This window comes from Acidithiobacillus sp. 'AMD consortium', assembly GCF_008926505.1.
GTDB lineage: Bacteria > Pseudomonadota > Gammaproteobacteria > Acidithiobacillales > Acidithiobacillaceae > Acidithiobacillus > Acidithiobacillus ferridurans.
In genome coordinates, this window is the sequence record NZ_CP044411.1 from 981,673 (window position 1) to 996,971 (window position 15,299).

The window sequence follows — 15,299 nt, forward strand, 5'->3', positions numbered from 1 at the left end:
GCCGCCCCTCATGTCAAACGTGTGCGCCGGGCATGGCGCGTTACTTTATAGGTGAAAGTCCTATGGCTAGGTCTGCAGAGCCGAAGGCAAGGAGAAGGGCAAGGGCGTCGTCGCGAGGCGGGGTCTGAAGGAAGCGCAATCCGAAACGGCGGGGCGATGAACAAACAAAAACCGGATAGGAGGCGTGATGCATTCGGGACGAGCGAGCACGTGACCGCAAAGTCCACCATCTGCGATTGGGTGCATTTTGTAAATCCGGGATCCAGCAAGCCATTGCGCAAGTGCTGTCCGTGCAATGGGAATCCCACTTCCACCCGCACAGCTACGGCTTCCGCCCCAACCGCTCGGCGCACCAGGCGATCCGCCAAAAGATCTGGTGCGGGAACTGACCCGTCGTACAAGAGGCAAACACATGGGCGTCATCATCACCAAGCTGGGAGGTGTGGCCGCAAAAATACGCTACAATATTGGGACGTCATGGACGCCGATGAGGGGGAGTCGGGGATGCGCGATCTGGAAGATCTCATGTGGATGCAGGCCGTGGACATGCTGGAGCGTGCGGAACGCCTGCAGCGGCGTTTCTTTCAGCCGGCCCCGTCGGGTGGCCAGCCGGCTTGGCAGCCACCCGTGGATGTCTTTGAGACCACTGGGGGACTGCGGATTGTCGTGGCTTTGCCCGGCGTGAGCCCGGAGGCCGTACGGGTGGTCTTCAGCGGCAACGTCCTTGTGGTCAGCGGACAGCGTCGTCTCTCCCTGGAGGTGCAAAGCGGGCGTATCCATCGTCTGGAGATTCCCTACGGCGTTTTCGACCGGCGCCTGCAGATTCCCGATGGCTTGACCTTGCAGGGCTGGGAAATGCGCGATGGCTGTCTCCATTTGTCCTTTCGCCAGCAGAGGGGTATGAAATGAACGATACGCACACGGAGGCGAGCGAAAGCAGCAAGCTGGTATTACCGGAAGATGTTCTGCCGGTGCTGCCCATGCGCAATATTGTCCTCTTCCCAGGGGTGGTTCTGCCCCTCGGTATTGGTCGTGCGCAGTCGGTGGCGGCGGCCCAGGAGGCCATCCGCCAGGAGCGCCCCATTGCCTTGCTCTTGCAAAAGGATCCGGAAAATGATGCACCGGGTCCCGATGATCTTTACCCGGTGGGTACGGTGGCCACTGTCCTGCGCTATGTGACCACTGGGGATGGCGGCCACCACCTCATTGCCCAGGGGGAAGGACGTTTCCGGGTGCGCGAATTTTTGCCGGATTATCCCTTTCTGGCGGCCCGTATCGAACGTCTGGAGGAAAGCACTGCCACCGGTTCGGAGCTGGACGCCCGCGTCCTGCACCTGCGTCAGCAGGCCGCCGAAGCGCTGTCCCTCCTGCCGCAGGTACCCCAGGAACTGGCCCAGGCCATTGCCCATGTGGAGCAGCCCGGGGCACTGGCGGATCTGATTGCCAACTTTCTGGATCTCAAGGCCGATGAGCGCCAGCAAATCCTGGAAAACATCGACGTGCGCAGCCGCCTGGAGCAGGTCTCGCAGTTTTTGAGCTATCGCATCGAGGTCATGAAGCTCTCCCAGAAGATCGGCGAGCAGACCAAGGAGGTCATGGATCGCCGCCAACGTGAATACCTCCTGCGTGAGCAGCTCAAGGCCATCCAGCAGGAATTGGGGGAGGGGGAGGAGGGCAACGGCGAGCTGGAGGCCCTGGGCCATGCCATTGACGAGGCGCACCTGCCCGCCGAGGTGGAGGCGGTGGCCCGCAAGGAACTGCGTCGCCTGCAACGGATGCCTGAAGGGGCTGGCGAGTATGGCATGGTGCGTAGTTATATCGACGCCATCCTGGCCCTCCCTTGGGCCAAGGAAACCCCGGAGCGTGTCGACATCGGTGAAGCACGAAGCATTCTCGACGAGGATCACTACGACCTCGACAAGATCAAGCGGCGCATCCTGGAGCATCTGGCAGTACATCGCCTGAATCCCAACGGCAAAAGCCCCATTCTTTGCTTTGTCGGGCCACCGGGGGTGGGCAAAACCTCTCTGGGCCAGAGCATCGCCCGCGCCATGGGGCGCAAGTTTGTGCGCGTGAGCCTGGGCGGCGTCCATGACGAGGCGGAGATCCGCGGCCATCGACGCACCTATATCGGCGCCTTGCCCGGCAATATCCTCCAGGCTCTGGGCAAGGTGGAGGTGCGCAATCCGGTGATGCTCCTGGACGAGATCGACAAGCTCGGCGCCGGCGGTTTCCACGGCGATCCCGCCGCCGCCCTGCTGGAGGTGCTGGATCCGGAGCAGAATCGCACTTTTCGCGACACCTATCTGGCCATGCCCTTTGACCTCAGCCACGTCTTTTTCATCGCCACCGCCAATGTCCTGGATACCATCCCCGGCCCTCTGCGGGACCGTATGGAGATCATCCCGCTCTCGGGCTATACGGAGGAGGACAAGATGCATATCGCCAGTCGCTACCTCGTGCCCCGGCAGCGGGAGGCGGCGGGCCTGACGGCGGAGCAACTGGTCCTGGAAGAGGATACGCTGCTGGCCCTTATCCGCGGCTATACCCGCGAGGCCGGTTGCCGCAGTCTGGAGCGCGAACTGGGGGCCATCTGCCGCTGGGTGGCGGTGCGCATTGCCGAGGGCGGCAGCAGCGGGATGCAGATTCATCCCGACGATCTGGCGACGATCCTCGGTCCCCAACGCTTTGAAAACGAAGTCGCCTCGCGGGTGGCCCTGCCCGGCGTGGCCACCGGGCTGGCCTGGACGCCGGTGGGCGGGGATATCCTCTTCATCGAGGCCAGCAAGAGCCCCGGCAATGGTCGCCTCATCCTGACCGGGCAACTCGGTGATGTCATGAAGGAGAGCGCCCAGGCGGCGATGAGCCTGGTCAAGGCGCGGGCGGCGGACTGGCAGATCGCCCAGGAGAGCATCGACAAGAGCGATATTCATATCCACATCCCCGCGGGTGCCATCCCCAAGGACGGACCCAGCGCGGGGGTGACCCTTGCCGTGGCGTTGATCTCCTTGCTCACCGGCCGCAAGGTGCGGCCGGATGTGGCCATGACCGGCGAGATCAGTCTGCGCGGCCTGGTACTGCCCGTCGGGGGGATCAAGGAGAAGGTCCTGGCGGCCCTGCGTGCCGGTATCCACACGGTCCTATTGCCGGCGCGCAACCGCCGGGATTACGAAGACATCCCCGAGAACGCCCGTCAACAACTTACCTTCATCTGGATAGAACGGGTGGAAGATGCAGTGGCGCAGGCGCTGGAAATGGGTCAGGAAGGGTAAGATATCTGAGTCGTGTTACAGGTCTTGCCATCCGGATGCGGATGGCCCTGAAAGTCCGTCGGGCACAAATAAAGCACCTGGATGTTAAGCCAGGTGCTTGTTTTTAATGGTGCCGGCAAGAGGAGTCGAACCTCCGACCTACCGATTACGAATCGGTTGCTCTACCAACTGAGCTACGCCGGCGTGGGCGCGATTGTACCTGTCACCGGGCATGGCGACAAGAATCCACCGCGCTTGGTGATCAGGCGGTCTTTTCCGCCTCTTCGGGTAACTCTTCCCGACGGTGGATGAAGAAGCCCTTGAGGTAGTTGCTTTCCGGCACCGCCGGGTGAACGGGGTGATCCATATCCTGACTGCCTTCGCCGATGATCTGGTAGTCCCCACGCTGGGCGGCAAAAGCGATCTGGCTGAGCAGCGTTTCCCGGCTCAGGTGATGCGAGCAGGATGCCGAGAACAGGATGCCGCCGGGGGTCAGCAGGCGCATGGCCATGTCGTTGAAACGGCGATAGGCGATGCTGCCTTCCTTGAAATCCTTCTTCGATTTGATCAGGGCCGGGGGATCCAGGACGATGAGATCGAACTGCTCACCACGGTCGCGCAAATTATGCAGCGTCTCCATGGCATCGCCGTGAATGCTGCGCAAGCCCTCAACCTCGTTGCGTCGGGCGTTTTCTTCGAGGATCGCCAGGGCCGGTGCCGAACTGTCTACAGCGGTGACGGCACTTGCCCCGGCCTTGGCCAAGGGGATGGCAAAGCCGCCGAGATAGGCAAAGCAGTCCAGCACCCGGCGCCCCTGGGCAAAGTCCCGCAAGCGGCGTCGATTGGCGCGATGGTCATAAAACCAGCCGGTTTTTTGCCCGCCGCGCGGGTCAACCTGGAACAGGCAGTCGTTTTCCCAAACCTCCAGCCGCTCCGGGATATGCCCGAAAAGGACTTCGATGCGGTCTTCCAACCCTTCCAGTCGCCGCGCCGCGCCGCTGGCCTTCAGCAAAATGCCCGCCGGGCGCAGCAGACCCTGCAACGCCGCCGTGATCAAGGGCAAATCGCGATCCATGCCGAGACTACCCGCCTGCAGCACCAGATGGTCCTCATAGCGGTCGATAATCAGGCCCGGCAAACCATCGCCTTCACCATGCACCAGGCGGTAAAAAGGCGCAGTGAACAGACGCTCCCGCATCAGCAAAGCCTGCTGCAAGCGGGTGCGATAAAAGTCCTCGTCGATGCTGACATGCGGGTCACGGCTCAACAGGCGCGCACAGAGCAGGGTATGAGGATTGACGTGGGCGAGCCCCAGGGCCTTGCCCTGGGCGTCTTCCATCCGGCAGACGCTGCCTGGAGTGACGGCGGTGAGGGGAGTTTTCTGGACGTCGATTTCGTTGCTGTAGACCCATAGATGACCGGCGCGGAGGCGGCGATCCTCCTTGGCACGCAGGCGAAGAATGGGGTATGGGCTGGCAGAAGACATGAGTGGACCTGATGGTGAAAGCGGGAGTGCCCCGGAAGCATGGGGTCGGACGTTCCGGCGCATTTTACAGGCTTTTCAACTGCCCGTATATTGAGCACACCATACCGCGGTGTTCCGCTCCCGACTGACCTGGTATCTTGCCGAGGAGGATGTGTGTCCAGTGCCGACCAAATTCGTGCCATCCGTTGGGAGGAGGGTCAGCTCTGCCTTCTCGATCAAAGGCTGTTGCCGCAGCAGGAAACCTGGTTGAAGCTCAGTGATTATCGCGCGGTGGCGGTAGCGATTCGGCGGATGGTGGTGCGCGGCGCCCCGGCAATCGGCATTACCGCCGCTTATGCCATGGCGCTGGCCGTGCGCGAGGCGAGCACACATGCGGACTGGCAGGCACGCCTGCTGAGTGCCGCCGACGAGATCAAGGCGGCACGACCGACCGCGGTGAATCTCGCCTGGGCGACAGACCGACAACTGGCATTGGCGCAATCGGCGTCTACCGCGGGGCAGGCCGTTGCCGCGCTTTTACAGGCCGCTCATGACCTGCTCCGCGATGACATCGCCGATAACCAGCGTATGGGCCGTTATGGTGCGGAGCTCTTGCCGGCGGAGGGCGGTATCCTCACCCATTGCAATACGGGCAGTCTGGCGACCGGCGGATACGGCACGGCACTGGGCGTGATTCGTGCAGGGATTTCCGCGGGTAAGCAGCTCCATATCTATGCTGATGAGACCAGGCCCTGGCTGCAGGGCGCGCGCCTCACCGCCTGGGAGTTGCAGAAGGACGGTATTCCCTTCCATCTCCATGCCGACAGCGCCGCGGCCTATCTGATGCAGCAGGGTCTGATCCATGCGGTGATCGTTGGTGCCGACCGCATTGCCGCCAATGGCGACGCGGCAAACAAAATTGGCACCTACAGCCTCGCCGTACTGGCGCAATATCATCAGATTCCTTTTTATGTCGCGGCGCCTTTGAGTACGGTGGATTTCGCCATGCCCGATGGCGGCGGCATCGTCATCGAAGAGCGCCCCGCCGCCGAGGTACGGCAGTGTGCGGGCCATGCGGTGGCACCCGAAGGCGTCGAAGTGCGCAATCCGGCTTTTGATGTCACCCCCGCCAGCCTGATCACCGCCATTATCACCGAGCGCGGCGTGGCGCGCCCGGGGTTTCCGGTGGCGCTCCAGGCGCTGGCCGCTGGCCACATGCAGGCTTAGCCCCGCTGTGGCATAATGCCGTGTTGAAAAAATAATCAGGGGTACTCAGTCTCCACATGATCGAATTCGCCAAAGAAACCATTCCTGTCAGTCTCGAAAAGGAGATGCGCCAGTCCTACCTCGATTACGCCATGAGCGTGATCGTCGGTCGTGCCCTGCCGGACGCCCGCGACGGCCTCAAGCCAGTGCATCGTCGTGTGCTCTTCGCCATGCACGAGATGAGCAACGACTGGAACAAACCCTATAAGAAGTCGGCGCGTGTCGTCGGTGATGTCATCGGTAAATACCATCCCCACGGCGACACCGCCGTCTATGACACGATGGTGCGGATGGCGCAGGACTTTTCCATGCGCTACCCGCTCATCGACGGGCAGGGTAACTTTGGTTCGGTGGATGGCGACAGCCCCGCCGCCATGCGCTACACCGAAGTGCGCATGTCCCGCATTGCCCACGAGATGCTGGCGGATCTGGAAAAGGAGACCGTTGATTTCGGCCCCAACTACGATGAAAAGGAGATGGAACCGCTGGTCATGCCAGCGCGTATCCCCAATCTGCTGATCAATGGCTCGGCGGGCATCGCGGTCGGTATGGCGACCAATATCCCGCCCCACAATCTGACGGAAGTGATCAATGCCTGTCTGGCGCTGGTGGATGATCCAGAGACTCCGGATGAAGACCTGTTTACCTTGGTCCCGGCGCCGGATTTCCCGACGGCGGGCTTCATTCATGGCCGTGCCGGCAGTATCGAAGCCTACCGCACTGGTCGGGGCCGCGTGGTCATGCGCGCGCGCTGTGAGTTCGAGACGGACAAAAAATCCAACCGGCAGAGCATCATCGTCACCGAATTGCCCTATCAGGTGAACAAGGCCAAACTCATCGAGCGCATCGCCGAGATGGTCAAGGAAAAGCGTCTGGAAGGCATCAGTGACCTGCGCGACGAGTCCGACAAATCGGGTATGCGTATCGCCATTGAACTCAAGCGGGATGCCAATGCCGACGTGGTGCTGAATAATCTTTACCAGCACACGGTTATGCAGAGCGTGTTCAATATCAATATGGTGGCGCTGCTGGACGGGGCACCGCGGACCCTCGGTCTGCGCGATCTGCTGCAGGCCTTCATCCAGCATCGCCGCGAGGTGGTCACTCGGCGCACCGTCTTCGAGCTGAAGAAGGCACGCGATCGCGCCCATATCCTGGAAGGCTTGGCGGTGGCTCTGGTCAATCTGGACCCGCTCATCAGCCTGATCCGGGCGGCGGCCAGCCCGGCGGAAGCCAAGGCGCAGATGCTGGCGAAGTCCTGGGAGCCGGGCATGGTCGCGGCGCTGCTGGTCGAACGTGGCGAACCCTCGGAGGGGATGCACGCGGACGGATATCACCTGTCCGAATTGCAGGCCCAGGCCATTCTCGATTTGCGTTTGCACCGTCTGACGGGGCTGGAGCAGGACAAAATCCGCGATGAATATCTGGCCTTGCTAGATCGCATCCGCGAGCTGCTGGAGATTCTCGGCTCGAAGACCCGGCTCATGGAGGTCATCCGCGAAGAGCTGGTGGCCATCCGCGATCAGTACGGGGATGCCCGGCGCAGCGAGATCGTGGCGGATACCGGTGATATTTCGACGGAAGATCTGATTACCGAAGAGGAAATGGTGGTGACCTTCACCCACGCCGGTTATATCAAGGCGCAGCCGGTGACGGTCTTCAATGCCCAGAGACGGGGCGGCAAGGGCAAGATGGCCACTACCACCAAAGAAGAAGACTTTGTCGAACGTATGTTCTGCGCTTCGACCCATGCCTATTGTTTGTTCTTCAGCAATCTCGGTAAAGTCTTCTGGCAAAAGGTGTATCAGTTGCCGCAGGCAGGCCGTGGCGCCAAGGGCAAGCCCATCGTCAACCTGCTGTCGCTGGCGCCCACGGAGCGCATCACCGCCGTGTTGCCGGTGCGTGACTTTACCGAGGGCCAGTTTGTCTGCATGGTTACCTCCCTGGGTGTTGTCAAAAAGACACCGGTCATGGAGTATTCCCGCCCGCGCAGCCAGGGGATCAATGCCATCAACCTTGATCCCGGTGATCGTCTGGTCGCCGTTGGCCTCTCCGACGGGCAGCGCGAGTTCATGCTCTTTACTCGGCATGGCATGGCGGTGCGCTTCCCCGAGGCGAAGGTTCGGGCCATGGGTCGCAATGCCCGGGGCGTGCGCGGCATCAGTCTGGAAGAGAATGACCGGGTGATTTCGGCACAGTGGGTGGACTCCAGTCAGGTGATCCTTACCACTACGGCCAATGGTTACGGTAAATTGACGAAAGTGGACGAATACCGCCGCACCAACCGGGGCGGGAAGGGCGTCATTGCCATCCAGACCAACGAGCGTAATGGCGACGTGGTCGGCGCGCTGGCGGTAACGGAGCGGGATGAGTTGATGCTGGTCTCCGACCACGGCACCCTGATTCGTATCGCGGTGAACAGCATCCGCCGTACCGGCCGGAATGCGCAGGGGGTGCGTTTGATTAATCTGGGCGAGGGTGAACAACTCGCGGGACTGGCATTGATTGCCGATACGGACGAAGAGGAGGGGGAGCAGACCGATCTGCCCCAGTAAATGTACTATGAATCAAACCATTTTCAATTTTAGCGCTGGTCCCGCGGTTTTGCCCCACGTGGTTCTGGAACAGGTTCAGGCAGAGCTCCTGGATTGGCATGGCAGCGGCATGTCGGTCATGGAAATGAGCCATCGTGGTCCTGAATTCATGAAGATCGCCGCCGAGGCTGAGCAGGATCTTCGCGATCTCCTGGACATTCCGGCCAATTACAAGATTTTGTTTTTGCAGGGCGGAGCGACGCTGCAATTCGCCATGGTTCCGCTGAACCTGCTGCGCGGTCATGGCAAGGCCAGCTATGTACAGACGGGAATCTGGTCCAAGAAAGCGATTGCGGAAGCTCGGCGCTTTACTGCGGTGGAGATTGCCGCCAGCAACGAGGGTCGTCACGCCAGCTACGTGCCCATGCAGGCGGACTGGCAGGTCAGCCCGGATACTGCATATGTGCACATTACCGGGAATGAAACCATCGGCGGCGTGGAGTTCGACTTCATTCCGGATCTGGGCGATATCCCGCTGGTCAGCGATGCCTCTTCCCATATTCTTTCCAAGCCCATGGATGTCAGCCGTTTCGGTCTGATATACGCCGGCGCGCAGAAAAATATCGGCCCCGCCGGACTGACCCTGGTCATCGTCCGTGATGACCTCATCGGCCATGCACCGGCAAACACAGCCACCATGCTGGATTACGCCGTCTATGCCAAAGAGGAATCCATGCATAATACGCCGCCGACCTTCGCCATCTATGTCGCCGGTCTGGTTTTCAAGTGGCTCAAACAGCTCGGCGGCCTGGAAAAGATGGCGGAGATCAACGCGCGAAAGGCCCGGTTGCTCTATGACGCCATCGATGAATCCCGTGGGTTTTATGCCAACCCGGTGGAACCCCGCAATCGCTCACGCATGAATGTGCCTTTTACGCTGGCGGATGCGGCCATGGATGAAGCCTTTCTCAAGGGCGCCAGGAGTCATGGCTTGATCCAGCTCAAGGGACACCGCTCGGTGGGCGGTATGCGCGCCTCCATTTACAACGCGATGCCGGAGGCTGGCGTGCAGATCTTGGCGGACTACCTGCGGGACTTTGCCCGCCAGCACGGTTGAGGAGCGCCACCATGCCGACCGTTTTGATCGCCGATAAAATGTCAGCACGCGCGGTAGAAATATTTCACGAACGTGGTATCGCCGTGGAGGTGAAAACCGGACTGGGCAAAGAGGCACTTTGCGCGATCATCGGTCAGTACGATGGTCTGGCGATACGCTCGGCGACCAACGTGGATGCCGACGTGCTCGCCGCTGCCAGTCGCCTGAAGGTGGTGGGGCGGGCTGGTATCGGTGTGGACAATGTCGATATCCACGCGGCCAGCAAACGCGGCGTGATCGTCATGAATACCCCCTATGGCAACACGGTGACGACCGCAGAGCATGCCATCGCCTTGATGATGGCGGCGGCACGGATGATCCCCCAGGCCACCATGAGCCTGAAGGCGGGGCAGTGGGAAAAATCCCGTTTCCAGGGGGTCGAACTCTACCAGAAGACCCTGGGCGTCATTGGCACGGGTAATATCGGTTCGCTGGTGATTGCCCGTGCCCAAGGTCTGGGGATGCGGGTCATCGCCTACGATCCCTATCTCTCCAAAATCCGTGCGGCCGATCTCGGTGTGGAACTGGTGGAGATGGATACGCTGCTGGCCCGCGCCGATTTTTTAACGGTCCATACGCCGCTGACGGATGCTACCCGGAACCTTTTCCGTGCCGAGACCTTTGCCAAAATGAAGCCGGGCGCCATTCTGGTGAATGCCGCACGTGGCTGCATCGTGGATGAGGCAGCCCTATACGATGCCTTGAAATCCCGGCACTTGCGCGCCGCAGCTCTGGATGTTTTCTGTAAGGAGCCGGTGCATGGCGACAATCCTTTGCTGGAACTGGACAACTTCATCTGTACGCCGCACCTCGGGGCTTCCACTGAAGAGGCACAGGTCAATGTCGCCATCCAGGTAGCCGAGCAGATCAGTGCCTATCTGTTGCGCGGCGTGGTCCAGAATGCGGTCAATCTGCCGTCCGTCAGAGAGGAGGAATTGCCGCTGTTGCAGCCCTACCTCAATCTCGGAGAGCGGCTCGGACTGGTTCTGGGGCAACTGGCAGGGTCCGGGCTGCGCGAAGTGGTGATCGAATATGCCGGCGAAGTTGCCGAGCTCAATACGGCGGCCCTCACCACCGCCATTCTCAAGGGCATTCTGCAAAGTTCCCTGCCGGAAACCATCAACGCCGTCAACGCCCCGGTGCTCGCCAAGGAGCGCGGCATAGGCATCGAAACCCGCAAACGCGAATCAGCCGACGAACTGCGCGCCCGGATCGCGGTGACGCTGCGTATGGATCAGGGTGAGCGGGTGGCGGTGGGAACCCTGGTTCATGAGCATCAGGCCCGTCTGGTTCAACTGGATGGTATCGACGTGGAAATGCCTCTGGCGGGGGATCTGCTCTATATCCAGAATCGCGACGAGCCCGGTCTGATCGGGCGCATCGGTGGGTTGCTGGGCGCGGCGGGCATCAATATTGCGCAATTTCACTTGGGCCGCGAAAAACCGGCGGGGGCAGCGCTCTCCTTCATTGCCGTCGACCAGCCGCTGACGGCAGTGTTGCTGGAGCAGGTTGCCGCCCTCCCGGGAGTTTTGGCTGCGCGCATGTTGCGGTTATGAAAAACCCGGAACTGGCGGCCCTGCGTAAGGCCATCGATCAGGTCGATCAGCAGTTTCTGCAACTGCTCGGCGAGCGGGGCCGGCTTGCGCAGCAGGTCGGTGCTGTCAAACAGGCTGCGGGCGAAGTGAATTTTTACCATCCTGACCGTGAGTCGGAGATTCTCCGTCGGGTCATGGCCGACAACCCGGGGCCCTTTTCCAGTGAACAGGTTGCCATCATTTTTCGGGAGATCATCTCTGCAGGTCTGGCCCTGGAGCAACCCCTGCAAGTGGCCTATCTTGGACCCGCCGGCACGTTTTCGCAGATCGCGGCGCAGAAGCATTTCGGGCGCGCCGCCGTCCTGCAGCCCACCGCGGGGATCGCCGAAATTTTCCGCCTGGTGGACAGTGACCAGGCCCGGTTCGGTGTGGTGCCGGTGGAGAACAGCACTGAAGGTTCCGTCAATCTCAGTCTGGATCTGCTCCTGGACTACCCTTTGCAGATCTGCGGCGAGGTCCAGTTACGCATCGTCCATAATCTGGTGGCCAAGGTGCCCATCTCCACCGTTCGCCGTGTCTACGTTCATTATCAGACCAGGGCCCAGTGCCGTCAGTGGCTCGCGACCCACTTGCCGCAGGCGGAATTGGTGGATGTGGCCAGCAACGCGGTTGCCGCGGAACGGGCTGCGGCAGATGCCGATGGCAGCGCCATTTCCACGACCCTCGCCGCGGAAGCGTACGGCCTCGACATTCTGGTCGCGGGGATCGAAGACAACCCGGAGAACACCACCCGTTTTCTGATCATTGGCAAAATCCATACGCGACCTACGGGGAATGACAAGACCAGCCTGGTGGTAGCCGCCGCCAATCATCCGGGGAGTCTGCATGCGCTGCTGTCGCCGCTGGCCGACGCGGGCATCAGCCTGACGCGCATCGAGTCACGGCCGGCACGCTCGGCCATCTGGGAGTACGTCTTTTATCTCGACTTGCTGGGCCATTGTCAGGATGTCGCCATCGCGCCGGTGCTGGATGTTCTCGCGCAACAGGCGTCCTTTTGTCGTTGTCTCGGCAGTTATCCCCGGGCGGTATTTTGAAATGTGCAATAGCTATCTGGAATATGCGGCGGCGGGTGTATCCGACCTGCGTCCTTATCAGCCGGGCAAGCCCCTGGCGGAACTGGAACGGGAACTGGGTATCCGTGACGCCATCAAGCTGGCCTCCAATGAAAATCCGTTAGGTCCGAGCCCTCTGGCGCTGGCGGCCATCCGCGAGGTGTTGCCCGCCCTGGCGCAGTACCCCGAAGGGTCGGCTCCGGAGTTGCGCGCGTTGCTGGCCCGTCAGCTCGATCTGGACCCTGGGCAATTTATTTTCGGCAACGGTTCCGATCAGGTAATGGAGCTTGCGGTGCGTGCCTTTGCCGGGCCGGGTACGGAGGTGATTGTCTCCCAGTATGCCTTTGCCGCTTATGCCATTGCCGCGCAGGCCAGTGGTGCGACTGTACGGGTTGCCCCGGCGCGGGACTACGGTCATGACCTGGATGCCATGGCCAGCCTGATCAACGCCAATACCCGGCTGGTTTTTATCGCCAATCCCAATAATCCCACGGGTACGTATCTTACGGCGGAAGCCCTGGAGACCTTTATCGACAGCGTGCCTTCCCATGCGCTGGTGGTGCTGGACGAAGCCTATCTGGAACTGATGGACGCGGCGGACTATCCGGATGGCAGACGGTGGCTGCGGCGTTTCAGCAATCTGATGCTTACCCGTACTTTTTCCAAGGCCTATGGGCTGGCGGGTCTGCGTTGCGGTTACGGCATCGGCCACCCCGACCTGATGGCGGCACTGGAGCGGGTTCGTCAGCCCTTCAACGTCAATACGTTGGCGCAGGTGGCGGCGCATGCCGCGCTTACGGATCACGCCCATCTGCAGGCCACCCTGGCCAATAATCGTCAGGGAATCGTGGCCCTCCGCGATGGATTGTGCAATCTTGGATTGACAATCCTGCCGCCTGCAGGCAACTTTACCGCCTTTGCCGTGCCGGGAGGTGGACAGCGCGTCTATGAGGCCCTGCTGCTTCGGGGGGTGATCGTCCGGCCGCTTACCCCTTACGGCATGCCGGATCATCTGCGGGTCAGTGTCGGCCTGCCGGTGGAAAACCAACGTTTTCTTACAATGCTGGGCGAGGTCCTGTAACCCTATGATCGTTATTGTCAAACCGCAAGCCACTGCAGAGCAGATGGAGCATCTGCTGGAGCGTATCCGTCAGTACGGTCTGCAGCCCATGGTCAGTACCGGCTCTGAGCGCACCGTGGTGGGTCTGTTGGGAGACGAGCGCTTGCTGCCTGACGGCGCACTGGAATCCTTGCCCGCCGTGGAACAGGTCATGCCCATTCTCAAGCCCTACAAGCTCGTCAGCCGTGAGTTCAAATCCACCGATACGGTCATTGAGGTGCGGGGGATCCCCATCGGTGGCAGGCAGATTCAGGTGATCGCAGGCCCCTGCTCGGTTGAAACGCCAGAGCAGATGCGCAGTTCTGCAGAAGCGGTCAAGGCGGCGGGATGCCGTCTGATGCGCGGCGGGGCATTCAAACCCCGTACCAGTCCCTACACGTTTCAGGGCGTGGGCGACGAGGGCCTGGATTATTTCCGGACCGCCGCGGATGCAGTCGGTCTGCCCATCGTCACCGAATTGATGGATGTCCGCAAGATTGATCTATTTCTCGAAAAAGGAGTGGACGTCATCCAGATCGGTACGCGCAATATGCAGAATTTTGATCTCCTCAAGGAAGTCGGTCGCCTGGACGTGCCGGTCATCCTCAAGCGTGGCCTGAGCGCGACCATAAAGGAATGGCTCATGGCGGCAGAATATATCGCCGCCCACGGCAACCACAGGATTATTTTTGCCGAACGTGGCATCCGTACCTTTGAAACGGCCTATCGCAACGTCCTCGACGTCACGGCCATACCGGTTCTCAAGCGAGAGACCCACCTGCCGGTCATCGTCGATCCCAGTCACGCGGGTGGCAAGGCCTGGCTCGTGCCGCAATTATCCAAGGCAGCCATTGCGGCGGGTGCAGATGGTTTGCTGGTGGAGTCGCATCCCTGTCCCGAAGAAGCCTGGTGTGATGCCGATCAGGCTCTGAGTCCGGAGCAACTCACCACGCTGATGGGCGATCTGCGCAGGATTGCCGAGGCCATTGGCCGCGAACTCTAGCATGCCGGGCATCCCCTTCCAGCGAATCGTCATCGTCGGCCTGGGTCTGATGGGCGGCAGTATCGCCAAGGCCCTGCGCAGCGGGGGCTTCGCCGGATCGCTGGTGGGTGTGGTCGTCGATGCGCAAGCGGTTCGACGACTGCGTTCTGCTGCAAAGTATTGGCGGATCAGCCTGACCTGCGAACCGGAACCGGCGTTGCAAAATGCCGACCTGGTGCTGCTCGCCACCCCTCCGCAGATCGCCCTGCGGCAGTTGCCGGAACTGGCACGCTATATATCTGCTACGGGGATGGTCAGCGATGTCGCCAGCATCAAGGCGCCGGTGGCGCAACTGGGTCGTCAGTTGCTGGGGGATCGCTTTATCCCGGGGCACCCCGTGGTGGGTGGGGAAAAAACCGGATTTGCGGCAGCGCGGAAAAATCTTTATCAGGGCGCGCGCGTCATCCTGACGCCCCTGCCGGAACAGGCCCCCGCAGCGCTGGACGCAGTGCGCGGTTTCTGGCAATACCTCGGTGCGACCGTTTCGCAAATGACGCCGGAGGCGCATGACCAGGCTCTTGCCGCGACCAGCCATTTGCCTCATCTGCTGGCCTTTGCCTACATGGCGGGCCTGGCGGATCAGGTCCCCGCTCTGCGGGATCTCGCCGGCGGCGGTCTGCGTGATTTTTCTCGGATAGCGGCCTCTGACCCCGATCTCTGGACCGCCATTCTCGCGGAGAATCGATCGGCCGTCGTACAGCATCTGAAGGTGTTGCAGGAAAATCTCGACTCTGTCCGGCAGATGCTCGCAGGGGACGACACACGCACCCTGAAAGCTTTTCTGGAACAGGGCCGCGCCTGCCGCCAACAGTTTCAATTTCCTCCGCTAACCTACTAAT

The 15,299-nt window shown here is 61.2% G+C and carries 11 protein-coding genes and 1 tRNA gene; 10 read left to right on the plus strand and 2 right to left on the minus strand.

Features of this window, described 5'->3' with window-relative positions:
- Positions 1-504: 504 nt before the first annotated feature.
- A complete protein-coding gene (locus tag F6A13_RS05195; protein ID WP_113526747.1) occupies positions 505-909 on the plus strand; it encodes an Hsp20/alpha crystallin family protein in 405 nt (134 codons plus the stop codon).
- Entirely contained in the window at positions 906-3,272 is a 2,367-nt protein-coding gene (gene lon, locus F6A13_RS05200) for an endopeptidase La (RefSeq protein ID WP_126605170.1), read from the plus strand. The genes F6A13_RS05195 and lon overlap by 4 nt, the downstream gene beginning before the upstream one ends.
- Before the next feature lie 107 nt (positions 3,273-3,379).
- Here lon and F6A13_RS05205 read toward each other — a convergent pair.
- A tRNA-Thr gene (locus F6A13_RS05205) sits at positions 3,380-3,455 on the minus strand.
- A 58-nt stretch (positions 3,456-3,513) separates the two neighbouring features.
- Positions 3,514-4,737 carry a class I SAM-dependent rRNA methyltransferase gene (locus F6A13_RS05210; RefSeq protein WP_113526730.1) on the minus strand — a complete coding sequence of 408 codons (1,224 nt, stop codon included), beginning with the start codon at positions 4,735-4,737 and terminating at the stop codon, positions 3,514-3,516.
- 153 nt (positions 4,738-4,890) lie between these two features.
- On the opposite strand from F6A13_RS05210, the gene mtnA reads away from it, so the two are divergent.
- Genes mtnA through F6A13_RS05250 form a run of 8 tightly spaced genes read left to right on the plus strand, consistent with a single transcriptional unit; the run spans position 4,891 to position 15,298 of the window.
- Positions 4,891-5,943, plus strand: a complete 1,053-nt coding sequence (gene mtnA / locus F6A13_RS05215; protein WP_113526729.1) for an S-methyl-5-thioribose-1-phosphate isomerase — start codon at positions 4,891-4,893, stop codon at positions 5,941-5,943.
- A gap of 56 nt (positions 5,944-5,999) precedes the next feature.
- Complete coding sequence (gene gyrA / locus F6A13_RS05220; protein WP_113526728.1) at positions 6,000-8,537, plus strand: DNA gyrase subunit A; 2,538 nt, start codon at positions 6,000-6,002, stop codon at positions 8,535-8,537.
- A 7-nt stretch (positions 8,538-8,544) separates the two neighbouring features.
- On the plus strand, positions 8,545-9,633 hold the full coding sequence (serC, locus tag F6A13_RS05225; RefSeq protein WP_113526727.1) for a 3-phosphoserine/phosphohydroxythreonine transaminase: 1,089 nt from the start codon (positions 8,545-8,547) through the stop codon (positions 9,631-9,633).
- A gap of 11 nt (positions 9,634-9,644) precedes the next feature.
- Positions 9,645-11,228, plus strand: a complete 1,584-nt coding sequence (gene serA / locus F6A13_RS05230) for a phosphoglycerate dehydrogenase (RefSeq protein ID WP_113526726.1) — start codon at positions 9,645-9,647, stop codon at positions 11,226-11,228.
- Positions 11,225-12,301 carry a prephenate dehydratase gene (pheA, locus tag F6A13_RS05235; RefSeq protein ID WP_151528119.1) on the plus strand — a complete coding sequence of 359 codons (1,077 nt, stop codon included), beginning with the start codon at positions 11,225-11,227 and terminating at the stop codon, positions 12,299-12,301. The genes serA and pheA overlap by 4 nt, the downstream gene beginning before the upstream one ends.
- A 1-nt stretch (position 12,302) precedes the next feature.
- A complete protein-coding gene (gene hisC, locus F6A13_RS05240; RefSeq protein ID WP_113526724.1) occupies positions 12,303-13,400 on the plus strand; it encodes a histidinol-phosphate transaminase in 1,098 nt (365 codons plus the stop codon).
- Positions 13,401-13,404: 4 nt separating this feature from the next.
- Positions 13,405-14,421 carry a 3-deoxy-7-phosphoheptulonate synthase gene (gene aroF, locus F6A13_RS05245; RefSeq protein WP_113526723.1) on the plus strand — a complete coding sequence of 339 codons (1,017 nt, stop codon included), beginning with the start codon at positions 13,405-13,407 and terminating at the stop codon, positions 14,419-14,421.
- A complete protein-coding gene (locus tag F6A13_RS05250; protein WP_225981971.1) occupies positions 14,405-15,298 on the plus strand; it encodes a prephenate dehydrogenase in 894 nt (297 codons plus the stop codon). Before aroF ends, F6A13_RS05250 begins: the two co-directional genes overlap by 17 nt.
- Position 15,299 lies beyond the last annotated feature (1 nt).